General features: G+C 62.5%; 22 protein-coding genes and 1 tRNA gene. 11 read left to right on the top strand and 12 right to left on the bottom strand.

Annotation, left to right across the window (positions count from 1 at the left end):
* Position 1: 1 nt before the first annotated feature.
* On the bottom strand, positions 2–637 hold the full coding sequence (locus tag NVV93_RS15590) for a cytochrome b/b6 domain-containing protein (RefSeq protein WP_258251556.1): 636 nt from the start codon (positions 635–637) through the stop codon (positions 2–4).
* Positions 638–787: 150 nt separating this feature from the next.
* Between NVV93_RS15590 and NVV93_RS15585 the strand changes: the two genes are divergently transcribed.
* Positions 788–1,510, top strand: coding sequence for a response regulator transcription factor (locus tag NVV93_RS15585; RefSeq protein WP_258251555.1), 723 nt, complete (start codon positions 788–790; stop codon positions 1,508–1,510).
* A complete protein-coding gene (locus NVV93_RS15580) occupies positions 1,507–2,964 on the top strand; it encodes a HAMP domain-containing sensor histidine kinase (RefSeq protein WP_258251554.1) in 1,458 nt (485 codons plus the stop codon). The genes NVV93_RS15585 and NVV93_RS15580 overlap by 4 nt, the downstream gene beginning before the upstream one ends.
* 85 nt (positions 2,965–3,049) lie before the next feature.
* Here the strand turns inward: NVV93_RS15580 and ychF are convergent, their stop codons facing one another.
* The 8 genes from ychF to NVV93_RS15540 form a co-directional block, all read right to left on the bottom strand.
* Positions 3,050–4,150, bottom strand: a complete 1,101-nt coding sequence (gene ychF / locus NVV93_RS15575) for a redox-regulated ATPase YchF (protein WP_258251553.1) — start codon at positions 4,148–4,150, stop codon at positions 3,050–3,052.
* Between the two features lie 44 nt (positions 4,151–4,194).
* Positions 4,195–4,779, bottom strand: coding sequence for an aminoacyl-tRNA hydrolase (gene pth, locus NVV93_RS15570; RefSeq protein ID WP_258251552.1), 585 nt, complete (start codon positions 4,777–4,779; stop codon positions 4,195–4,197).
* 31 nt (positions 4,780–4,810) lie between these two features.
* The gene (locus NVV93_RS15565; RefSeq protein ID WP_258251551.1) at positions 4,811–5,413 is read right to left on the bottom strand and encodes a 50S ribosomal protein L25/general stress protein Ctc; all 603 of its coding nucleotides are present in this window, start codon (positions 5,411–5,413) and stop codon (positions 4,811–4,813) included.
* A 123-nt stretch (positions 5,414–5,536) separates the two neighbouring features.
* A complete protein-coding gene (locus NVV93_RS15560; protein ID WP_258251550.1) occupies positions 5,537–6,478 on the bottom strand; it encodes a ribose-phosphate pyrophosphokinase in 942 nt (313 codons plus the stop codon).
* Positions 6,479–6,524: 46 nt separating this feature from the next.
* Positions 6,525–6,599: transfer RNA gene (locus tag NVV93_RS15555), tRNA-Gln, on the bottom strand.
* Positions 6,600–6,633: 34 nt separating this feature from the next.
* Positions 6,634–7,485, bottom strand: a complete 852-nt coding sequence (gene ispE / locus NVV93_RS15550; protein ID WP_258251549.1) for a 4-(cytidine 5'-diphospho)-2-C-methyl-D-erythritol kinase — start codon at positions 7,483–7,485, stop codon at positions 6,634–6,636.
* A gap of 1 nt (position 7,486) precedes the next feature.
* On the bottom strand, positions 7,487–8,107 hold the full coding sequence (gene lolB / locus NVV93_RS15545; protein ID WP_258251548.1) for a lipoprotein insertase outer membrane protein LolB: 621 nt from the start codon (positions 8,105–8,107) through the stop codon (positions 7,487–7,489).
* A gap of 4 nt (positions 8,108–8,111) precedes the next feature.
* Positions 8,112–9,842 carry a tetratricopeptide repeat protein gene (locus tag NVV93_RS15540; RefSeq protein WP_258251547.1) on the bottom strand — a complete coding sequence of 577 codons (1,731 nt, stop codon included), beginning with the start codon at positions 9,840–9,842 and terminating at the stop codon, positions 8,112–8,114.
* 190 nt (positions 9,843–10,032) lie between these two features.
* Here NVV93_RS15540 and hemA point away from each other — a divergent pair, with 190 nt between their 5' ends.
* The 6 genes from hemA (at position 10,033) to NVV93_RS15510 (ending at position 15,639) form a co-directional block, all read left to right on the top strand.
* Positions 10,033–11,301, top strand: coding sequence for a glutamyl-tRNA reductase (gene hemA / locus NVV93_RS15535; RefSeq protein WP_258251546.1), 1,269 nt, complete (start codon positions 10,033–10,035; stop codon positions 11,299–11,301).
* Positions 11,298–12,380 carry a peptide chain release factor 1 gene (prfA, locus tag NVV93_RS15530; protein WP_258251545.1) on the top strand — a complete coding sequence of 361 codons (1,083 nt, stop codon included), beginning with the start codon at positions 11,298–11,300 and terminating at the stop codon, positions 12,378–12,380. The genes hemA and prfA overlap by 4 nt, the downstream gene beginning before the upstream one ends.
* 159 nt (positions 12,381–12,539) lie before the next feature.
* Positions 12,540–13,388 (top strand): peptide chain release factor N(5)-glutamine methyltransferase, encoded by an 849-nt coding sequence (gene prmC, locus NVV93_RS15525; protein ID WP_258251544.1) that lies wholly within the window; start codon positions 12,540–12,542, stop codon positions 13,386–13,388.
* Entirely contained in the window at positions 13,388–14,143 is a 756-nt protein-coding gene (locus tag NVV93_RS15520) for a molybdopterin-synthase adenylyltransferase MoeB (RefSeq protein ID WP_258254392.1), read from the top strand. The genes prmC and NVV93_RS15520 overlap by 1 nt, the downstream gene beginning before the upstream one ends.
* The gene (murI, locus tag NVV93_RS15515) at positions 14,136–14,930 is read left to right on the top strand and encodes a glutamate racemase (RefSeq protein WP_258251543.1); all 795 of its coding nucleotides are present in this window, start codon (positions 14,136–14,138) and stop codon (positions 14,928–14,930) included. Before NVV93_RS15520 ends, murI begins: the two co-directional genes overlap by 8 nt.
* 196 nt (positions 14,931–15,126) lie before the next feature.
* Positions 15,127–15,639 carry an acyloxyacyl hydrolase gene (locus NVV93_RS15510; RefSeq protein ID WP_258251542.1) on the top strand — a complete coding sequence of 171 codons (513 nt, stop codon included), beginning with the start codon at positions 15,127–15,129 and terminating at the stop codon, positions 15,637–15,639.
* 71 nt (positions 15,640–15,710) lie between these two features.
* Here the strand turns inward: NVV93_RS15510 and NVV93_RS15505 are convergent, their stop codons facing one another.
* Together NVV93_RS15505 and NVV93_RS15500 are read right to left on the bottom strand one after the other, a co-directional pair.
* Positions 15,711–16,019: a YkgJ family cysteine cluster protein gene (locus tag NVV93_RS15505; protein ID WP_258251541.1), complete on the bottom strand. Its 309-nt coding sequence runs from the start codon at positions 16,017–16,019 to the stop codon at positions 15,711–15,713.
* A gap of 158 nt (positions 16,020–16,177) precedes the next feature.
* Positions 16,178–17,164, bottom strand: coding sequence for an NAD(P)/FAD-dependent oxidoreductase (locus NVV93_RS15500; RefSeq protein WP_258251540.1), 987 nt, complete (start codon positions 17,162–17,164; stop codon positions 16,178–16,180).
* 191 nt (positions 17,165–17,355) lie between these two features.
* Here NVV93_RS15500 and NVV93_RS15495 point away from each other — a divergent pair, with 191 nt between their 5' ends.
* The 3 genes from NVV93_RS15495 (at position 17,356) to NVV93_RS15485 (ending at position 20,844) form a co-directional block, all read left to right on the top strand.
* Positions 17,356–18,258 (top strand): TIGR01777 family oxidoreductase, encoded by a 903-nt coding sequence (locus tag NVV93_RS15495; RefSeq protein ID WP_258251539.1) that lies wholly within the window; start codon positions 17,356–17,358, stop codon positions 18,256–18,258.
* Positions 18,259–18,270: 12 nt separating this feature from the next.
* Positions 18,271–19,299 (top strand): ferrochelatase, encoded by a 1,029-nt coding sequence (gene hemH / locus NVV93_RS15490; protein ID WP_258251538.1) that lies wholly within the window; start codon positions 18,271–18,273, stop codon positions 19,297–19,299.
* A 171-nt stretch (positions 19,300–19,470) separates the two neighbouring features.
* Positions 19,471–20,844 carry an MFS transporter gene (locus tag NVV93_RS15485; RefSeq protein WP_258251536.1) on the top strand — a complete coding sequence of 458 codons (1,374 nt, stop codon included), beginning with the start codon at positions 19,471–19,473 and terminating at the stop codon, positions 20,842–20,844.
* A 57-nt stretch (positions 20,845–20,901) separates the two neighbouring features.
* On the opposite strand, the gene NVV93_RS15480 is transcribed toward NVV93_RS15485, so the two are convergent.
* Positions 20,902–22,179 (bottom strand): uracil-xanthine permease family protein, encoded by a 1,278-nt coding sequence (locus NVV93_RS15480; protein ID WP_258251535.1) that lies wholly within the window; start codon positions 22,177–22,179, stop codon positions 20,902–20,904.
* Between the last annotated feature and the right edge of the window lies 1 nt (position 22,180).

Below are 22,180 nucleotides of genomic sequence, written 5' to 3'. Positions count from 1 at the left end.
CTTAGCGTCCGCGAATCATGCTGAGCAGGCTGCGCGGCACCAGCGCCACCATCAACAGGTGTACGCCGACAAAACCGACCAGCAGAGCCATGCTGACGAAGTGCACGTGGCGCGCGACTTCATAGTCGCCGAGCAGTTCGCGGAGCAGGTCAAACTGCACCGACTTCCACAGCACCAGGCCGGACACCACCAGCACGGCGGTGTCGAGCATCACGAACAGGTAGGCCGCGCGCTGCACCTGGTTGTACTGGCGCAGGTCAGCGTGGGTGAGTTTGCCGCGCAGGGCGGCCCGAAAGTCGCGCAGCACGCCGCGCGGTGAGAGTGGGAAAAAGCGCCGGAAGAGGCGGCCGCTGGCCAGGTTCAATGCCAGATACAGCAGGCCGTTGAAGACCAGCAGCCACATTCCGGCGAAATGCCACTGCAGCGCGCCCGCCAACCAGCCGCCGAGGGTGATGGCGTTGGGGAAGGCGAAATCGTACAGCGGCGAGGCGTTGTAGATGCGCCAGCCGCTGGGGACCATTACCAGCACTGCCAGGGCATTCAGCCAATGGGTCAGGCGCAGCCAGCGCGGATGGATGACACTTCCCGGCTGGTGGTGAGGAACGGCGGGGCTGGAAAGCTCGGATGCCACGGACATTGTCGAACTCCTGCTGATGCAATTACTGAGGCTCAGTGTTGAGGGCTGGCGGTCGCGGAGTCCTCACGCAAACTTAAATTAAATGTGATAACTCCCAGGACCTTTACTAGTGACAATGAAGTCACGGTTTTTGTCGGGGCAAATACGGTTATGGATCGGCTCAAGCGCGTGTTGATCGTGGAAGACGATGCCCACATCGCCGAGCTGCTGCGCATGCATCTCAGCGATGAAGGCTATGTCGTCGAGCATGCGGCCGATGGCGCCGTCGGCATGCGCATGCTCGAAGAGAATAGCTGGGACGCGCTGGTCCTCGATCTGATGCTGCCGGGCATCGATGGCCTGGAGATCTGCAAGCGCGCCCGTGGCATGGCCCGTTATACGCCGATCATCATCACCAGCGCGCGTTCTAGCGAAGTGCACCGGATTCTCGGTCTGGAGCTGGGTGCCGACGATTACCTGGCCAAGCCGTTTTCCATGCTCGAACTGGTGGCACGGGTCAGGGCGCTACTACGGCGTAGCGATGCACTGGCGCGCAATGCGCGGTTGGACGCCGGGTTGCTGGTGCGTCACGGGGTTACTATCGATCCGCTGGCGCGCGAGGTGAGCCTCGAGGGCGTGCCGCTGGAGCTGACGCCGCGGGAGTTCGACCTGCTGTATTTCTTTGCCCGCCATCCCGATCAGGTGTTTTCCCGTCTCGAGTTGCTCAACGAGGTGTGGGGTTATCAGCACGACGGCTACGAACACACCGTCAACACCCACATCAACCGCTTGCGCACCAAGATCGAGGAAGACCCGGCCGCCCCGCGGCGCATCCTCACAGTCTGGGGGCGCGGCTACAAATTCGCCGCCGGAGTCGAGGAGGGCGGAGCATGAAACACCTGACCCTGACCCAGCGACTGTCCCTGGTGTTCGCGGTGCTGTTGCTGGCCTGCAGCGGCGTGTCGGTGTGGTTGCAGATCAATGCCAGCACGCGTCATGAGCAGGAGGTGGTGCAGCGGCTGTCCAGCGGTCTGGCCGCGCATATCGCCGGCACGGCGCAGTTGATGGATACCAGCGGTTGGCGGCCCGCTGCGGTGCGCGAGCTGTTCGACAAGCTGATGGCGGTGAACCCGGCGGTCGAGGTGTATCTGCTCGGCAACGACGGGCGGATTGTCGGTAGCGCGGCGCCGGCCGGGCATGTGAAGCGCGACAAGGTCGACCTGGCGCCGATCCGCCGTCTGTTGGCGGACGCACCGTTACCGGTGCTCGGCGATGACCCGCGCAGCACGTCCGGACAGAAGGTGTTCAGCGCGGCGCCGGTGCGGGTGGCCGGGCGCGACGCCGGGTATGTGTACGTGGTGTTGCAAGGCGAGGCGCACGATGCGCTGGTGGCGTCGCTGGCGGCCGACTCGGTGCTGCGCCTGACGCTGTGGGCTATGGGCATCGTCGCGTTGCTCGGGCTGATCATGGGGCTGGTGGCGTTTCGTTTGATCACCCGGCCGCTGCGCGCACTGACCCAAACGGTGCGGGGCTTCGCGGGCAATGGCGAGCTGGCGGCAGCGTTGGCGGCGGATGCCGAGCCGCGCGGTGATGAGATATCCATCCTGCGCAGTGCGTTCGCGCAGATGGGCCAGCGGATTGCCGAGCAATGGCGCGAGTTGACCCGTCAGGACCAGCAACGCCGCGATCTGGTGGCGAATATCTCGCATGACCTGCGCACCCCGCTGACCTCCTTGCATGGCTATCTGGAGACCTTACGGGTCAAGGATGAAACCTTGAGCGTGGCCGAGCGCCGCCGCTACCTGGATATCGCCCTCGGTCAGAGCCGCAAGGTCAGTCGCCTGGCCCAGGAGTTGTTCGAGTTGGCGCGCCTGGAGTCGGGCCTGGTGCAGCCAGAGCCGGAGGCGTTCGCCTTGCCGGATCTGGTCCAGGACGTGCTGCAGAAGTTCGAACTGGCCGCCGAGGCGCGTGAGCAGCAACTGCTGGTCGAGATCCCGCAGGCATTGCCGGCGGTGCGCGCCGATCTGGCGATGATCGAGCGGGTGCTGACCAATCTTCTCGATAACGCGATTCGCCACAACCCGCACGGCACGCGGATCGCCGTGCGCCTGCAGGGCCAGGCGCAGGCCGTACAGGTGGAGATCAGTGACACCGGTGCCGGCATCCCGCGAGACATGCGCGAGGGCTTATTTACCCGGGCCAGCGCCTTGCGGCGCAGTTCGCCGGAAAGCGGCGGGCTGGGGTTGATCATCGTCCAGCGCCTGCTGCAGCTGCACGGCAGCGACATTCAGTTGGTCGACGATGCCCAGCCAGGGGCGCTGTTTCGCTTCAGCCTGGCGGCCGCTTAGGCCCTTGCCTCGACTGACTCGTAGCGGAAACAAAAAAGCCGCGAATCCAAAGATTCGCGGCTTTTTCCGTGAGGCTTTTTAAGCGTCAGACGTTGAAGCGGAAGTGCATCACGTCGCCATCCTTGACGATGTATTCCTTGCCTTCCAGGCGCCATTTGCCGGCTTCCTTGGCACCGCCTTCGCCCTTGTACTGGATGAAGTCGTCATAGGCGACCACTTCGGCGCGGATGAAGCCTTTCTCGAAATCGGTGTGGATCACTGCGGCGGCTTGCGGCGCCGTCGCGCCGACGCGCACGGTCCAGGCGCGGACTTCCTTCACCCCGGCGGTGAAGTAGGTCTGCAGATGGAGCAGCTCGTAACCGGCGCGAATCACGCGGTTCAGGCCCGGCTCTTCGAGGCCCAGCGATTCGAGGAACATGTCCTTCTCCTCGCCATCATCCAGCTCGGCGATTTCCGCTTCGATCTTGTTGCATACCGGCACCACAACTGCGCCTTCTTCATCGGCGATGGCCTGGACCACGTCGAGCAACGGGTTGTCGTGGAAGCCGTCTTCGGCGACGTTGGCGATGTACATCACCGGCTTGCTGGTGAGCAGGTGGAAGCCGCGAACCAGTTGCTTCTCGTCTTCGCCGAGGGTCTTCAGCAGGGTGCGTGCCGGCTTGCCTTCGGTGAAGTGCGGAATCAGCTTCTCGAGCAGGGCTTTCTGCGCGACGGCTTCCTTGTCGCCACCTTTGGCGTTGCGAGTGACTTTCTGCAGCTGCTTCTCGCAGCTGTCGAGGTCGGCGAAGATCAGTTCCAGATCGATGATCTCGATATCACGCTTCGGATCGACGCTGTTGGATACGTGGATGACGTTGTCGTCCTGGAAGCAGCGCACCACATGGGCAATCGCATCGGTCTCGCGGATGTTGGCGAGAAACTTGTTGCCCAGGCCTTCACCTTTCGAGGCGCCGGCAACCAGCCCGGCGATGTCGACGAATTCCATGGTGGTCGGAATCACGCGCTCGGGTTTGACGATCTCGGCCAGGGCGTTCAGGCGCGGGTCGGGCATCGGCACGATGCCGCTGTTTGGCTCGATGGTGCAGAACGGAAAGTTCTCTGCCGCAATACCGGATTTGGTGAGGGCGTTGAACAGGGTGGATTTGCCAACGTTGGGCAAACCGACGATGCCGCAATTGAATCCCATGATGTATCCCTCGCGCGGAGTAAGACAGAGAACGAAAAAGTGGGTCAGGCCTTCTGACTGTGCAGTTTGTGCATCGCTTTGCTCCATTCGCCGGCAAGCATTTCCGGCAGGACGCCCAGAGCGAAATCGATGCTGGCATCCAGTAACTCCTGCTCGCTGCGCGGTGCGCGGCTGAGCACGAAATTGGACACCATGCTGGCATGTCCGGGATGACCAATACCCAGGCGCAGACGGTGGAAACTGTTCTGATTGCCGAGCTGGGCGATGATGTCGCGCAGCCCATTATGCCCGCCGTGCCCGCCGCCCTTTTTGAGCTTGGCGACGCCGGGAGGCATATCGAGTTCGTCATGCGCCACCAGAATCGCCTCCGGAGCAATCCGGAAGAAATTTGCCAACGCCGCCACGGATTGGCCGCTGCGGTTCATGAAGGTGGTGGGGATGAGCAGACGAACGTCGCGGCCCTGATGGCTGAACTTGCCGACCAGGCCAAAATATTTGCGATCAACGCTAAGTGTGGCGTTCTGGCTATCAGCCAGGCGCTCAACAAAAAGGGCCCCTGCGTTATGCCGGGTCTGGTCGTATTCAGGGCCTGGATTTCCCAGGCCGACGATCAGTTGGACGGCAGTCACGACAGGAGCCCCCTTCAGGCTGGGCGAGTGATTACTCGGCCGCGCCTTCTTCTTTCACCACGCGGGAAGCGTGGATGTTGGCTACAGCCAGGTCATTGCCATGGGCCAGAGCAACCAGCTCAACACCGGCCGGTACTTTCAGATCGGAGAGGTGAAGGATCTGGCCGATTTCGACTTTGGCCATGTCGACTTCGATGAATTCCGGCAGGTCTTTCGGCAGGCAGGAAACTTCGACTTCGGCGATGGTGTGGGAAACTTCGCCACCTTGCTGCTTCACGCCAACCGAACCTTCTTGGTTGATGAAGTGCAGCGGTACGTGGGCGGTCAGTTTCTGGCCGGCAACGACGCGCTGGAAGTCAGCGTGCATTACATAGCCTTTGGCCGGGTGACGTTGCAGCGCTTTGATCACGACGTTTTCGGCAGTGCCGTCAACGTTGAGGCTGATCACGTGGCTGAAAGCAGCTTCGTTTTCCAGCAGCTTGGCAACATCTTTAGCGATCAGGCTGATGGATTGCGGGGCTTTGTCGCCACCGTAGATCACAGCCGGGATCAGGCTGGCGAGACGACGCAGGCGGCGGCTCGCACCTTTCCCCAGGTCGGCACGCGATTCGGCACTCAGGTTAAAGTCATTCATGTTGAATCTCCAAAATAGCAACACGCCCGCAACGCTTGCGACCGGCGTTCGGGCGGTTGGCAAAAAAGCCCCGCACTAGGCGGGGCGCTTTTCGTTCGACGCGGTGGGCTGAGGGGTGAACCCTCAGCGGAACATCGCGCTGATCGATTCTTCGTTGCTGATACGGCGAACCGCTTCGGCGACGACCGGGGCGATATCCAGTTGGCGGATACGCTTACAGGCCTGGGCCGCGGCGGACAGCGGAATGGTGTTGGTCACCACCAGCTCGTCCAGCATGGAATTTTCAATGTTCTCGATGGCGCGACCGGACAGCACCGGGTGGGTGCAGTAGGCGAACACCTTGGCGGCGCCATGCTCTTTCAGCGCTTTCGCTGCATGACAGAGCGTGCCGGCGGTGTCGACCATGTCATCGACCAGGATGCAGGTACGGCCTTCAACGTCGCCGATGATGTGCATCACTTCCGATTGGTTGGCTTTCTCGCGGCGCTTGTCGATGATCGCCAGGTCAACGCCCAGGGATTTGGCCACGGCACGTGCACGCACTACGCCGCCAATATCCGGGGAAACGATCATCAGGTTTTCAAAGCGCTGGTCTTCGATGTCATCCACCAATACTGGCGAGCCGTAGATGTTATCCACGGGGATATCGAAGAAGCCTTGGATTTGATCCGCGTGCAGGTCGACGGTGAGTACCCGGTCGATGCCTACCACAGTAAGCATGTCAGCCACGACTTTAGCGCTGATTGCCACACGTGCGGAGCGCGGACGGCGATCCTGGCGGGCATAGCCGAAGTAGGGGATAACAGCGGTGATTCGAGTAGCTGAGGAGCGGCGGAAGGCATCGGCCATCACTACCAGTTCCATCAGGTTGTCGTTGGTTGGCGCGCACGTCGGTTGAATCAGGAAGACGTCTTTACCGCGAACGTTTTCGTTGATTTCGATGCTGATTTCGCCGTCGGAAAATTTTCCAACGGAAGCATCACCGAGAGGGATGTGCAGCTGACGTACGATACGTCGCGCCAGATCGGGGTTAGCATTCCCCGTAAAGACCATCATCTTGGACACGCGCAGTACCTGCCGGCTGAGGGTATACCTGGATGAGTATAGAAAATGGCAGGGGCGGCTGGATTCGAACCAACGCATGGCAGGATCAAAACCTGCTGCCTTACCGCTTGGCGACGCCCCTGTATAGTGCAACTGGATGCTTGCGCATCCGCTTCTCAGGACAAGTTTTCTAGTGTTCGGTGCAACATCGAAACGTTGCTGCCTTTCGCTACAAAACTTGGCAGGGAGGCTGGAAGTTGGGCGGCGACTCTATCAGCTTCGCCTTGGTTTGGGAAGCTCCCAAACACACAACCTCCAGTGCCGGTTAATCTAGCTGAAACAAATTTATTCAGCAAGATCAAAGCGTTACGAACATCTGGGTAACGCTTCTCGACAACCGACTGACAGTCATTACGACCGCCTCGCTCGAGAACGGAGCGCACTTTAATTGCCGGAGTATCGCGTGTCAACTCCGGGGCGGAGAAAATTTCTGCTGTGCTGACAAATACTTGCGGCACTGCGACGAGGAACCACGGTTCGTCGAGTTCCACCGGGGTCAGCTGCTCGCCCACGCCCTCGGCGAATGCCGCGCGGCCACGGACGAATACCGGCACATCCGCGCCCAGGCCCAAGCCCAAGGCTGCCAGACGATCGTCGCTCCAGTCGAGCTGCCAGAGATGATTGAGGCCGAGCAGGGTAGTGGCGGCGTCCGAGCTGCCACCACCAATGCCGCCGCCCATGGGCAGGCGCTTATCGAGCCAGATATCCGCGCCGAGTGGGCAATTGCTCTGCTGCTGCAATTGGCGAGCCGCGCGGACGATCAGATTGCTGTCATGAGGGACGCCGGTAATCTGCGTGTGCAGGCGGATTTCACCGTCCTCGCGTACGACGAAGCTGAGTTCGTCGCCGTAGTCGAGAAACTGAAATAGGGTCTGCAGTTCGTGGTAACCATCGGCGCGTCGGCCGAGGATGTGCAGCATCAGATTGAGCTTGGCGGGAGCTGGTAGGGTTAGGCGCTTGCCGGGCATTTCACAGGCCGAGCTGGCGCGGTTGCCAGTCCTTGATCACCAGGGTCACGTCAAGATCGCGGCCGTGCAGTTTCATGCGTTCCGGTAGCCAGTAGCCGTTTTGCTCGACATAGCTGAGATATTCGACCTGCCAGTCGTCCTGCTCGAGGCGGGACAGGCGGCTGGCGCTGTCGAGGGTCAGCTGGCTCTTGCTATCGGGAGCTGGTAGGCCGCGTATCCACCAGACCAGGTGGGAAACCGGCAATTTCCAGCCTAGCTGTTCTTTCAGCAGGTCTTCCGGGGACGTGGCCTGGTAGCGGCCCTGATTGGCGACCTCCAGAGTCACGGCGCCGGCATGTCCGGTCAGGCGGGCGGCGCCGCGACCGAGCGGGCCGGATAGGCGGATATCGTAATAATCCTGACGCTGCAGCCAGAACAGCGTGCCGCTGCCCGAATCTTTAGGTGCGCGGATGCCGACTTTGCCGCTGATTTGCCAGCCGTCGAGGCGGGTGGTCTGCTGCTTGTGGGTTTTCCAGCGGGCTGGGTCGCCAGTGCCCTGCAGGGATTCATGGGAAATCAGGCCGGCGCAACCGCTCAGCAGGGCGAGCAGGCCGAGGGCCAGGAGATGATGACGCGCGCGCATGAATTTACAGGGTCTCGGAGCCAGTCAGGCGCAACAAGGTGTCGCGCAAGATGCTGTTGTCGGGTTGTTGATGCAGAGCGTCGGCCCAGACTTTGCGGGCTTCGCGTTGTTTGCCAGCGGCCCACAGGACTTCACCTAGATGCGCGGCAACTTCCGGATCGGGGAAGCGCTCGACAGCCAGTCGCAGCAGGCGTTCGGCCTCACCGAGATTGCCCATCCGGTAATTGGCCCAGCCAAGGCTGTCGAGGATTGCCGGGTCGTCCGGGCTGAGCTGATGAGCTTGCTCGATCAGTGCCTTGCCCTCGGCGTAGCGCGTGGTGCGGTCGACCAGCGTATAGCCCAAGGCGTTGAGGGCCATGGCATTGTCCGGCTCGCGCTCGATGATGAAGCGCAGATCCTTTTCCAGCTGGCCAAGGTCATTGCGTTTTTCCGCCAGCATCGAGCGGGTATAGAGCAGGTTGAGATCATTCGGAAACTGTTTCAAGGCCTGCTGGATCACTTGCCAGGCAGCGTCATAGCGTTCACGGTTGGAGAACGCCTCGGCTTCGATCATGTACAGCTGGATGGCTACATCCGGTTGAGCTTCGCGCGCCTTGGCCAGTCTGCTCGAGGCCTCTGCAGCGTGGCCTTGCTTGAAGAGCAGCTCGGTCTGGCGCTGCTGGGCGGGCAGATAATCATTGCCGGCGCCGACCATGCCGTATTCGCTCAAGGCGCTCTCGGTTTCACCTAATTCCTCATATGCGCGGCCAAGGTTGAAGTGGGCGGAGTCCACATGACTGCGACGTTCGACCAACTCTTCCAGATAGACAATGGCTTCTTTCCAAGCCTTGGCTTCCAGGCACACGAGGGCCAGCGAAAAGCGCAGGTCATCATCATCGGGTGCCTGTTGCAGCAAGGTGGCGAATTCGGCCTTGGCATCCTCGATGCGGTTCTGTTCGACCAGCAGGCGTGCATAGGACAGGCGCAGGCGCTTGTCGTCAGGGTTCTTCTTGATGGCTTTTTCCAGCAGCGGCAACGCTTCTTCGCCACGCTGCATGCTTTGCAGTAGGCGGGCGCGGAGCAGTAGCGGTGCGACATCGTTATTGGCTGCTGGCTGATCTTCGAGCAGCTTCAGGGCTTCGTTGGGATGGCCATCTTGCTGCAGTAGCAGGGCCTTGCCGAACAACAGTTGGCCGTTATCTGGATATTTGGTCAGCAAGCGATCGAAGCTCTGCAGCAGGCCGGCGCGGGTGTCTGGATCGGTCTCTGCCGCGGATAGCGCGAGGAAGTCGAAGTGGGTGTCGCCCTGGCCTTTGAGCACGCGTTCCATGTAGGCCATGGATTCGTCGTAGCGGCCGGCGCGGGCCAGCTGGATAGCGGCGGCGCGCTGCGCGTCGAGGTTGTCCGGCGCGGCTTTGGCCCAGATCAGCCCGGTATCCAGCGCGGCCTGGTCGGCACCCAGGTATTCGGCGATGCGAAAGCCACGTTCGGCGACGCCAGGATCCTGAGTCTTGGTGGCCTGCTCGACGTAGTTGTTGAGCGCGATATCGAAGCGATTGCGCTGCCCGGCCAGTTCGGCAGTCAGCAGGGAATACAGGGTGTCTTCGTTGAAGGAGCTGTAAACCTGCGGTTCGGCCTTGGCAGGCGTAGCTTCGGAGTCATCGACAGGGGCGCTGCCGTCGGATGGCGACGAAGTCAGAGATTGGCAGCCACCCAGGAAGGCCAGGGCGGCGAGCAAGGCGAAAAATCTATTCATATTAGGAAAGGATGACTTACCTGCGGTGGGCGCATCATGACACAAGCCGGTAGGCAAACCCATGGGCGACTACCGCACTAAAGAGAGGGTGCAGACTTGACCTGAGAGTTAGGACAATCCGTCGCAGTAGTTGTTCTACCTCTGGCGAAGTAGGAGAATTACCGGCCCCCGTTTTTGTCAGCGACTCTGCATGGCCTTTCTTGCCCTCGGTATCAACCATAAGACCGCTTCAGTGGAGGTTCGCGAACGCGTGGCCTTCAGTCCAGAGCAGTTGGTTGAGGCCTTGCAGTTGCTTTGTTTGCGCACTTCCAGCCGTGAAGCGGCGATTCTTTCGACCTGTAATCGCAGCGAGCTGTATCTCGAACAAGACGCGCTGGGCGTTGACGAGGTGTTGGTCTGGCTGGCCGATTACCACCAGTTGAGCCTCGACGAGTTGCGTGCCTGCGCCTACGTGCATGAAGACGACTCGGCGGTGCGGCACATGATGCGCGTGGCCTCGGGGCTCGATTCGATGGTGCTGGGCGAGCCGCAGATTCTCGGCCAGATGAAGTCCGCCTACGCGGTGGCGCGCGAGGCCGGCACTATCGGTCCGCTGCTCGGTCGCCTGTTCCAGGCTACGTTCAGCACCGCGAAACTGGTGCGGACCGACACCGCCATCGGCGAAAACCCGGTGTCCGTGGCGTTTGCCGCGGTGAGCCTGGCCAAGCAGATCTTCAGCGACCTGCATCGCAGCCAAGCGCTGCTGATCGGCGCCGGAGAGACCATCAGCCTGGTCGCCCGACACCTGCATGATCAAGGCGTCAAACGCATCGTTGTCGCCAACCGCACGCTGGAGCGCGCCAGTTCGCTGGCCGAGCAGTTCGGCGCGCATGCGGTGTTACTGTCGGACATTCCCCAAGAGCTGGTGCACAGCGACATCGTGATCAGCTCCACCGCCAGCCAGCTGCCGATTCTGGGCAAGGGTGCGGTGGAAAGTGCGTTGAAACAACGCAAGCACAAGCCGATCTTCATGGTCGACATCGCCGTGCCACGCGATATCGAAGCGCAGGTCGGCGAGCTGGACGACGTCTATCTGTATACCGTCGATGATCTTCACGAAGTTATCGCCGAGAACCTCAAGAGCCGCCAGGGCGCTGCGCAGGCGGCCGAAGAACTGATTGCCGCCGGTACCGACGACTTCATGCAGCGGCTGCGCGAACTGGCAGCGGTGGATGTGCTCAAGGCCTACCGTCAACAGGCCGAACGCCTGCGCGACGAGGAACTGGCCAAGGCCCAGCGGTTGCTCGCCAATGGCAGTTCGGCCGATGAAGTGCTGGCGCTGCTGGCGCGCGGGTTGACCAATAAATTGCTGCACGCACCCAGCGTGCAGTTGAAGAAACTCTCCGCCGATGGCCGCATCGATGTGCTTGCCGCGGCTCAAGAGCTGTTCAGCCTCGATGAAGGCGAGTCGAAACAATGAAAGCGTCATTAGTAAACAAGCTCGACGCCCTGCAAGATCGCTTCGAGGAGCTCACCGCGCTGCTCGGCGATGCTGAAGTGATCAGCGAGCAGACCAAGTTCCGCGCCTACTCCAAGGAATATGCCGAGGTCGAGCCGGTTGCCCAGTGCTTCCGCGACTACCGCAAGGTGCAGGAGGATTTGCTCAGCGCGCAGGCGCTGCTCAAAGACAACGACCCCGACATGCGCGAGATGGCGGCGGAAGAAGTCGCCCAGGCCAAGGAGCAGCTGAGCGAGCTGGAGAGTCGCCTGCAACGCATGCTGCTGCCGAAAGACCCGAATGACGGTCGCAACGTATTCCTCGAGATCCGCGCCGGCACCGGCGGCGACGAGGCGGCGATCTTCTCCGGCGACCTGTTCCGCATGTATTCGCGCTATGCCGAGCGTCGCGGCTGGCGCGTCGAGGTGCTCTCCGAGAACGAAGGCGAGCACGGCGGTTTCAAGGAAGTCATCGCCCGCGTCGAGGGCGACAACGTCTACGCCAAGCTCAAGTTCGAGTCCGGCGCACATCGCGTGCAGCGCGTGCCGGAAACCGAGTCGCAAGGGCGCATCCACACCTCCGCGTGCACCGTGGCGGTATTGCCGGAGCCGGACGAGCAGCAAGCCATCGAGATCAACCCGGCCGATCTGCGCGTCGATACCTACCGCTCCTCGGGCGCCGGTGGCCAGCACGTCAACACCACCGACTCGGCGATCCGCATCACCCACTTGCCCACCGGCATCGTCGTCGAATGCCAGGAAGAGCGCTCGCAGCACAAGAACCGTGCACGGGCCATGGCCTGGCTGGCGGCCAAGCTGCAAGACCAGCAGGAAGCCGCCGCGCACAAGGAAATCTCCGAGACGCGCAAGCTGCTGGTCGGCTCTGGCGACCGTTCCGAGCGCATTCGCACCTACAACTATCCGCAGGGCCGGGTCACCGATCACCGCATCAACCTGACCCTCTACAGCCTCAACGAAGTGCTCGCCGGTGGCGTGGATGCGGTGATCGAACCGCTGCTAAGCGAATACCAGGCCGACCAGTTGGCGGCGCTCGGCGATTGATGGATTGCGCCCCTCTCCCACTCATGGGAAAGGGGCGGGGGAGATGGGTGTTGGTAAGCGTATGGCGTGATCCTGCCACCCCTCACCCCAACCCTCTCCCCAGTGGGGAGAGGGAGTAAAGGCATCGCCAGTACTTTGGCTTCCACGGACACCTGCCCCATGACCACCATCCAATCCCTGCTCGACAACGCCGCGCTGCCCGACTCGCCGACCCCTGGTCTGGACGCCGAGCTGCTGCTCGCCGCCGCGCTGGGCAAGCCGCGTAGCTATCTGCGTACCTGGCCGGAGCGAGAGTTGTCGGAGCAGCAGGACGCCGACTTCCAAGCCGCCCTGCAACGCCGGCGCAACGGCGAGCCGGTGGCTTATATCCTCGGCCGCCAAGGCTTCTGGAGCCTCGATCTGGAAGTTAGCGAACACACCCTGATTCCCCGCCCGGACACCGAGTTGCTGGTGGAAACCACCCTGGCCCTGTTGCCGGCGACACCGGCGCGGGTGCTCGATCTGGGTACTGGCAGCGGCGCTATTGCCCTGGCCCTGGCTTGCGAACGGCCGGGCTGGACGGTCTGCGGGGTCGACCGGGTGAGCGAAGCGGTGGCGCTGGCCGAACGCAATCGCCAGCGCCTCGGGCTAACGAATGTTGAATTTCGCGAGAGCCAGTGGTTTTCCACGCTGCTTGGCGAGCGCTTCCAGGCGATCGTCAGCAATCCGCCCTATATTGCCGCTGACGACCGCCACCTCGGCGAGGGCGATGTACGTTTCGAACCGGCTAGCGCGCTAGTGGCAGGCGCCGATGGTCTCGACGACATTCGCGCGATCATCGGCCAGGCGCCGGCGCATCTTGAGGTTACTGGCTGGTTGTTGCTCGAACATGGTTTCGAACAGGCCGTGGCGGTACGGGCGTTGCTCGCAGCGGCCGGTTTCACTGCCGTGGAAAGTCGCCGCGATCTTGGCGGCCACGAGCGCATCAGCCTGGGCCGTTGGGCGGGCGACGAGAAGGTGGAATGTTGATGCTTACTGACGAAGAACTGCTGCGCTACAGCCGCCAGATTCTCCTGGCGCAGATCGATATCGATGGCCAGCTGCGCCTTAAGGCCAGCCGGGTCTTGATTGTCGGTCTCGGCGGGCTGGGCTCGCCCGTGGCGCTGTACCTGGCCGCCGCTGGGGTGGGCGAATTGCATCTGGCCGATTTCGACACGGTCGAGCTGACCAACTTGCAACGGCAGATCGTTCACGACAGCCAGAGCATCGGCCAGAGCAAGGTCGATTCAGCCAGCACGCGCCTGATCGCCCTGAATCCCGAGATCCACCTGCAGGCGCATCGCCAGGCGCTGGACGAGGATTCGCTGGCCGCCGTGGTGGCCGCGGTCGATCTGGTGCTCGACTGCTCGGACAACTTCGCCACCCGCGAGGCCGTCAATGCCGCCTGCGTGGCGGCACGTAAACCTTTGGTTAGCGGCGCGGCGATTCGTCTGGAAGGCCAACTCTCGGTATTCGATCCGCGGCGTGCCGACAGTCCCTGTTACCACTGCCTGTACGGTCACGGCAGCGAGGCCGAGCTGACCTGCAGCGAAGCCGGCGTAGTCGGCCCGCTGGTCGGTCTGGTCGGCAGCTTGCAGGCGCTGGAAGCACTGAAACTGCTGGCCGAGTTCGGCGAGCCGCTGGTGGGCCGCTTGTTGTTGATCGATGCGCTGGGCAGTCGTTTCCGTGAGCTGCGGGTCAAGCGCGATCCGGCGTGTGCCGTGTGCGGTAGTGCGCATGGCTGATCAGGCGCCGATCGGGGTATTCGATTCCGGCGTCGGTGGCCTGTCGGTGTTGGGGGAAATCCGCCGTTTACTGCCCAACGAGTCGCTGCTCTACGTCGCCGATAGCGCCCATGTTCCCTATGGCGAGAAAACCCCTGCATTCATCCGCGAGCGCAGCACGGCGATTGCCGAGTTCCTCCTTGGTCAAGGCGCCAAAGCCTTGGTGTTGGCCTGTAACACCGCCACGGCGGCGGCGGTAGCGGAGCTGCGCGAGCGTTATCCGCAGCTGCCGATCATCGGCATGGAACCGGCGGTCAAGCCCGCTGCGGCGGCGACCCGCAGCGGTGTGGTCGGCGTGTTGGCCACCACCGGCACGTTGAAAAGCGCCAAGTTCGCCGCTTTGCTCGATCGTTTCGCCAGCGATGTGCGAGTGATTACCCAGCCGTGTCCGGGCTTGGTCGAACGCATCGAGGCGGGCGAACTCAACGGTGCGGCGACCCGCGAATTACTCCGCGGCTGGGTCGAGCCGCTGCTCGCCGAGGGCTGCGATACGTTGATCCTCGGCTGCACGCATTATCCCTTCATCAAACCGCTGCTCCGCGAGCTGGTGCCGGAGTCGGTCAGCCTGATCGATACCGGCGCGGCGGTGGCTCGACACCTGCAGCGCGTCCTCGGCGAACGCGCGCAGCTGGCTGCGGGGCCTGCACTTGCCGCGCGCTTCTGGTCGAGCGGTGCACAGAGCGAATTGGCGGCGGTATTGCCGCTGCTGTGGGGTGATAAAAAAAATGTCGAAGCTTTCGTTGGCTAGCGCGGAGCAAGCGGTAATTGGGGGTCAACGCGAACGATCAGTCGCGATCTGACAATATTCCTTGCTCGCGACAGTGGCATCCAAGGACGACTTTTCGATGTCTGTCAGTGGCTTTCGTTTGCGCTGGTTATTCCTATAATTCCTAACAATCACACCTGTTGCGCTTTTCTTACTGACACTGAAAAAGGAAGTTCCCATGCAGTTACGTTCTCTAGCTGTGATTGCCGCACTCTCGCTTGGGGTTGTCGTTCCCGCATCGGCTGCCGATGTGACCTTCGCGGTCGGGCAGTCGGGAGAGTCGACCATGGTGTACCGGTTGGGTGCCCAGTTCGATTTCGCTTCTAGCTGGTGGCAGAGCGATGTCGGACGCCTGACCGGTTACTGGGATGTCGGTTACACCTATTGGGACGGCGACGAGGGCTCGAGTAACCACAGCATTTCCTTCACCCCAGTGTTCGTATACGAGTTCGCCGGGGAAGCGGTCAGACCCTATATTGAAGCCGGCATCGGCGTGGCGGCGTTCGCCAATACCGAGTTCGAGGACCAGGATCTCGGCTCGTCTTTCCAGTTTGAGGATCGCATCGGTCTGGGCCTGCGTTTCTCCGGGCAGGAAGTCGGCGTGCGGGCCATTCACTACTCCAACGCCGGACTGCAGACGCCCAACGATGGTTTGGAGTCTTACACCCTGCATTACCGGCTCAGCTTCTAGACTTAGCGCGTTAAAAAAACCGGGCTCTGACCCGGTTTTTTTATGCCTGCAATGGGCTCGGCGAGACGGGTTCAGCGATAGATATCGGACATGCCACGGCGCTCTTCGAGGCATTCGGCCGAGCTCATCTCGAACTCACGGCAGATCAGCGGGCGTTGTTCGTAAATGCTGCAACGCATGGTGTCGCGGTCGAGGGCCGCGCACCAATTGTCATCCAGACGCCGCATCACTTCGCCGCCCCAGTCGTCGGTGTCGATGAAGCGTTGCGGCACACCGGTATCGGTGATCAGCATGACTTCCAGCTGACAACAGCAGGCGGCGCAATTTGAACAGCTGACGGCGGGTTCGACAGGGAGTTGGACCAGAGGGATTTCGATCATGGCCGGGAGTTTACGGCAGCCATCCGGCGATGTGGCGGCGCGGCGACCAGCGACAAAAAAGCTGCACATAAATTATCTGTGCCGATTCGCTCTGGCTGGTTGCGGCGCATCAAGCTGCACCGTGCCCGGATACTGAGCAAAACGGCAAGGAAGAAGATTTACTGCAGGTGAGCAAGCAGGCGCCGTGCGGCTTCCTGGCCGCTCAGCCAGGCGCCTTCGACCCGCCCCGATAAGCACCAGTCGCCACAGGCATATAGGCCCAGATCGGCATCGGCCAACACCCCCCACTCATGGCTACTGACCGGGCGGGCGTACAGCCAGCGGTGGGCGAGGCTGCTGATCGGCGCAGGCACGGCGCAGCCGATCATCTCGGCGAAGGCGCCGTGCAACTCTTCGATCACCTGTTCTTTGGGCAAGTCGAGGTGCTCGCGGCTCCAGGCGCTGCTGGCGTGCAATACCCAGGTGTCCTGCGCGCCGTTCCGTCCGGGTTTACTGCGGTTGCGGGCCAGCCAACTGAGTGGACTGTCTTGGACGAAGCAGGCCTCGACCGGCGTATCCAGGGGAACGCTGAAGCCCATCGCCACCGCCCAGGTCGGCTCCATGGCCACACTGGCGGCGGCGCCGGCGAGCTTCGGTGCGGCGGCCAGCAAGGCGCTGGCCTGGGGCGCCGGCGTGGCGATGATCACCTGGCTGAACGGGCCGTGGTTTTCGCCGTCGGTGTCCTGCAGCTGCCAGTGGCGGGTGCCGCGAAACACTTCGCTGATGCGGCAGGTGAACTGCACCGGCAGGGCGCCGAGCAATGCGCGGGTGATGGAGCTCATGCGCGGCGTGCCGACCCAGCGGGTCTGCTCGTCCGGCGAGTAACTCAGCTGGCCGGCGCTGAAGCTGTACAGGTTGGGAGCCCATTCGGCGACCCAGCCGCGGCTGTTCCAGCGGCGCACGGTTTCCAGGAAGCGCCGGTCGCGGGCGGTGAAATATTGCGCGCCCAAATCGAGTGTGCCGCCGTCGCTGCGCCGGCTGGCCATGCGTCCGCCGCTGCCGCGACTTTTCTCGAATAACTGCACGGTCTGACCGGCGTTGACCAGGGCTTGGGCGGCAGAAAGACCGGCCAGGCCGGTTCCGATGATGGCAATGGAAGAACTCATTGGGACTGCCTCGTTACCTTTGTTACAGGCTACGGTTTAGACAAATTCCGAGCCAGTAGATTACTGGCTGTGCGTTCGGCAGTTCGGGCGCTGCTATTAAATAGGACAGCAAGTCGTCCGAAAAAAGACACGTGAGGTAGAGATAAACCACGCTTATCTGACATCAGCCTAGGCCATGCGAGGAGAACGTCATGCATATCTTGTTGACCGGAGGAACGGGTTTGATCGGTCGCGGACTCTGTCGTCACTGGCTCGCCCAGGGCTATCGAGTTACAGTCTGGAGTCGCCGTCCGCAGCAGGTTGCCAGGCTGTGCGGCGCCCAGGTGCGTGGTATCGGTCGGCTCGACGAGTTGGCCGACGAGCCGCTCGATGCGGTAATCAATCTGGCTGGCGCACCGATCGCCGACCGGCCCTGGACGCACAAGCGCAAGGCGCTGCTGTGGACGAGCCGGATCAATCTGACCGAGCAGCTGCTGGCGTGGCTGGAAAGTCGCGAGCAGCGGCCGGAGGTGCTGATCTCCGGCTCGGCGGTGGGCTGGTATGGCGATGGCGGCGAGCGCGAGTTGCGTGAGGATATGCCGCCGATCAGCGAGGATTTCGCCAGTCAGTTGTGCGTGGCCTGGGAAGAAACCGCACAACGCGCGTCGACGCTGGGGATCCGAGTGGTGCTGGTGCGCAGCGGGCTGGTGCTGGCCCGCGATGGCGGATTTCTCAAGCGCCTGCTGCCGCCGTTTCGTTTGGGGCTGGGCGGACCGATTGGCAATGGCCGGCAGTGGATGCCGTGGATCCATCTGCAGGACGAAATTGCCGCGATAGATTTTCTCCTCCGCCATCAGGGCGCCGAGGGTCCTTATAATGCGTGCGCGCCGCAAGCGGTGCGCAACAAGGACTTCGCTCGCGCGCTGGGTCGGGCCTTGCACCGTCCGGCGCGGCTACCGGTGCCGACGCTGGTGCTGCGCGTCGGCCTGGGCGAATTGGCCGGGCTGTTGCTCGGTGGCCAACGAGTGATCCCGACGCGGCTCGCAGAGGCCGGCTTCATCTTTCATTACCCTGAACTGGATCGAGCCCTGGACAATTTGCTCGGTTCACCCTGACTAGGATTGCGCATGACCGATCACGCCCTGCTGCTCGTCAATCTGGGTTCGCCTGCCTCTACCAGCGTCGCCGATGTGCGCCGCTATCTTGATCAGTTCCTCATGGACCCTTTTGTGGTCGACTTGCCCTGGCCGCTGCGACGTTTGCTGGTCTCGCTGATCCTGCTCAGGCGCCCGGCGCAGTCGGCACATGCCTATGCCTCGATTTGGTGGCCGCAAGGCTCGCCGCTGATCGCCATCAGCCGCCAGTTGCAGGAGGCGATGCGTGATCATTGGCCGCATGGCCCGGTGGAACTGGCGATGCGCTATGGCGAACCGTCCATCGAGCAGGCGCTGCGTGGGTTGGCCGGGCAGGGCGTGCAGCAGGTGACGCTGGCGCCGCTGTATCCGCAGTTCGCCGAGAGCACCACCACCACGGCGATCACCGAGGCGCGGCGGGTCATCGCCGCGCATGCTTTGCCACTGGAGGTGCGCGTGCTGGAGCCGTTCTTCAGTCAGCCGGAATACCTCGATGCCCTGGTGGCCAGCGCCCAGCCGTATCTGCAGCAGGACTTCGATCACCTGCTGCTGAGCTTCCACGGCCTGCCGGAGCGGCACATCCGCAAGCTGGTCAAGTCGCTCGATGCGCATCACGACCTGCGTGCCTCGAGCAGCCGCGAGGTGCGCGCGGAGATCCTCGCGCTGTGCTATCGCAGTCAGTGCCAGCGCACCGCCGAAGCCTTCGCTGCGCGGGCTGGGCTACGCCCGGAACAGTGGTCGGTGTCGTTCCAGTCGCGTCTGGGCCGTGACAAATGGATTGAGCCGTACACCGAGGCACGTCTTGATGAATTGGCGCGGCGGGGGGCTAAAAAGGTGTTGGTAATGTGTCCGGCGTTCGTCGCCGACTGCATCGAAACCCTCGAGGAGATCGGTATCCGCGGCGAGGAACAGTTCACAGCGGCGGGCGGCGAGGAGTTGCAGCTGGTGCCGTGCCTGAACAGTCAACCGCAATGGGTGGCCGCTCTGGCGAAATTGGCCGAACGGGCCGGCGGTAGTCTGTAATCAACAAGCCGTTATTAGTGGGGCCAGGGTGCCAGCATTCGCGCGAGACCAGCGCGCCGATTCAGCGTGCTGATAATTCTTTAGAGCGATATTAACGAATCTTTATATCGGCCTAAGCTGGCATATCTTTCAACCGTCGCGCGCCGCAGTTCAGCGCCGAGGAGAATGCCAGTGCCTAATAACAATAACGGTTACCCCTCCAGCCTTTCCGCCTGGACCACAGTGTCCATCCTCATGGTCGCGTACGTGCTGTCTTTCATCGATCGGCAGATTCTCAATCTGCTGGTCGGCCCGATCCGCCGCGATCTGATGATCAGCGATACCGAGATGAGCCTGCTGATGGGTTTGTCCTTCGCGATTTTCTACACAGTCTGTGGCATCCCGCTGGGGCGCCTGGCCGACACCAAGAGCCGCCGCGGCTTGATCGCCATCGGCGTGCTGTTCTGGAGTGCGGCCACCGCGGCCTGCGGTATGGCCAAGCTGTACTGGCAGTTCCTGATCTGCCGCATCGGCGTCGGTGTCGGTGAGGCGGCGTTGTCGCCAGCAGCCTATTCGCTGATCGCTGACAGCTTCCCCAGCGAGCGCCGCGCCACCGCGATCAGCGTCTACTCGATGGGCGTGTACCTGGGATCGGGTATCGCCTTTCTGCTTGGCGGCTTGGTGATCAAGTTCGCCTCGGCGCAAGGCGATGTGGTTCTGCCGGTGCTCGGTGAAGTGCGTCCCTGGCAGTTGATCTTCCTGATCCTCGGCGCTGCCGGGGCGTTGTTCACCCTGTTGATGCTGGCCGTGCGCGAGCCGGCGCGCCGCGGCGTCGGTGCCGGTGTGGCGGTGCCGCTTTCCGAAGTCGGTCGCTATATCCGCAGCAACCGCCGGACCGTGCTCTGCCACAACCTCGGCTTCGCCGGCCTGGCTTTCGCCGGCTATGGCAGCGCGGCCTGGATTCCCTCGTTCTTTATCCGCACCTATGGCTGGGACGCCGGCCATGTCGGCGTGGTCTACGGCAGCATCGTCGCGGTGTTCGGTTGCCTCGGCATCGTCTTCGGCGGGCGTCTGGCGGACTGGATGGCCAAGCGCGGGCGCACCGACGCGAACATGCGTGTCGGCTTGTATGCGGCCATCGGTGCCTTGCCAGCGGTGCTGCTATTCCCGCTGGCAGGAACCGGCAACCAGGCCGCGGCGCTGCTGGCGCCTTCGGTGTTCTTCCTGAGCATGCCGTTTGGCGTGGCTCCGGCGGCAATTCAGGAAGTGATGCCCAACTCCATGCGCGGTCAGGCATCGGCGATCTACCTGTTCGTGATTACCCTGATCGGCCTGGGCATCGGTCCGACGGCGGTGGCGCTGGTCACCGACTTCGGCTTTGGCGACGACAACGCGCTGCGCTATTCGCTGTTGATAGTCACGGCGATCGCGGTGGTCAGCTCGATCATCCTGCTCAGCAGAGGCCTGCGGCCGTATCGCGAGAGCATGCTGCGCCTCAAAGAGTGGCGTGCCGACAGTGCGCAAGTACGCGACGGGTCTGGCGAGGCGCTACTGCGCCAGAGCTGAATGGCTGATTAAGACGAACAAAAAGCCCCGCATTGCGGGGCTTTTTGTGGAGCTGGGTCAGAGGTCCGGCGGTGCAGTCGGCGCCTTGTGCTTCCAATTCTCATGGCCGGGCAGCAGCAGATTGAGGCCGATAGCCACTACGGCGCACAAGGCGATGCCTTTCAGACCGAAATCCTCGGCGCCGGTGCCGGTACCGATCAGCATGCCGCCGATGCCGAACACCAGGGTCACCGAGACGATCACCAGATTGCGGGCCTCGGCCAGATCGACCTGGTGGCGGATCATGGTGTTCATCCCCACCGCGGCGATGGAACCGAACAGCAGGCAGAGGATGCCGCCCATCACCGGCACCGGAATGCTCTGCAAAATGGCGCCGAACTTGCCGACGAAGGCCAGGCCGATGGCGAAGCAGGCCGCCCAGGTCATGATTTTCGGGTTGTAGTTCTTGGTCAGCATCACCGCGCCGGTGACTTCGGCATAGGTGGTGTTCGGCGGGCCGCCGAACAGGCCGGCGGCCGAAGTAGCCAGGCCGTCGCCGAGCAGGGTGCGGTGCAGGCCGGGTTTTTTCAGGTAGTCACGGCCGGTCACGCTGCCCACCGCGATTACTCCGCCGATGTGTTCGATGGCCGGCGCCAAAGCGACCGGGACGATGAACAGAATCGCTTGCCAGTTGAATTCCGGCGCGGTGAATTTCGGTAGTTCCAGCCATGGCGCGGCGGCAATCTTGGCAACATCGACCACGCCGAAATAGAACGACAGGGCAAAGCCGAGCAGCACGCCGGAAATGATCGGCACCAGGCGGAAGAAGCCTTTGCCGAATACCGCGACGATCAGCGTGACGAGCAGCGCTGGCATGGAGATCAGCAGCGCGGTGCGATAGGGAATCAGCTCGCTGCCGTCGCCAGCTTTGCCCATCGCCATGTTGGCGGCGATCGGCGCCATGGCTAGGCCGATGGAAATGATCACCGGACCGATCACCACCGGCGGCAGCAAGCGGTCGATGAAACCGGTGCCTTTGATCTTCACGGCGAGGCCGAGAAAGGTGTAGACGAAGCCCGCGGCGACCACGCCGCCCATGGTCGCGGCCAGGCCGAACTGGCCCTTGGCGAGGATGATCGGGGTGATGAAGGCGAAGCTGGAGGCCAGAAACACCGGAACCTGGCGGCCGGTGACGATTTGGAACAGCAAGGTGCCAAAGCCGGCGGTGAACAGCGCGACGTTGGGATCGAGGCCGGTAATCAGCGGCATCAGCACCAGCGCGCCAAAAGCGACGAAGAGCATCTGCGCGCCGGAAATCACCTGGCGCCAGAGAGGATCGTTGAATTCACTGCTCATC

It is taken from the genome of Pseudomonas sp. LS44 (genome assembly GCF_024730785.1).
GTDB lineage: Bacteria > Pseudomonadota > Gammaproteobacteria > Pseudomonadales > Pseudomonadaceae > Aquipseudomonas.
Note: the sequence above shows the minus strand (reverse complement) of the source record. Positions and strands in the feature narration are given on the sequence as shown.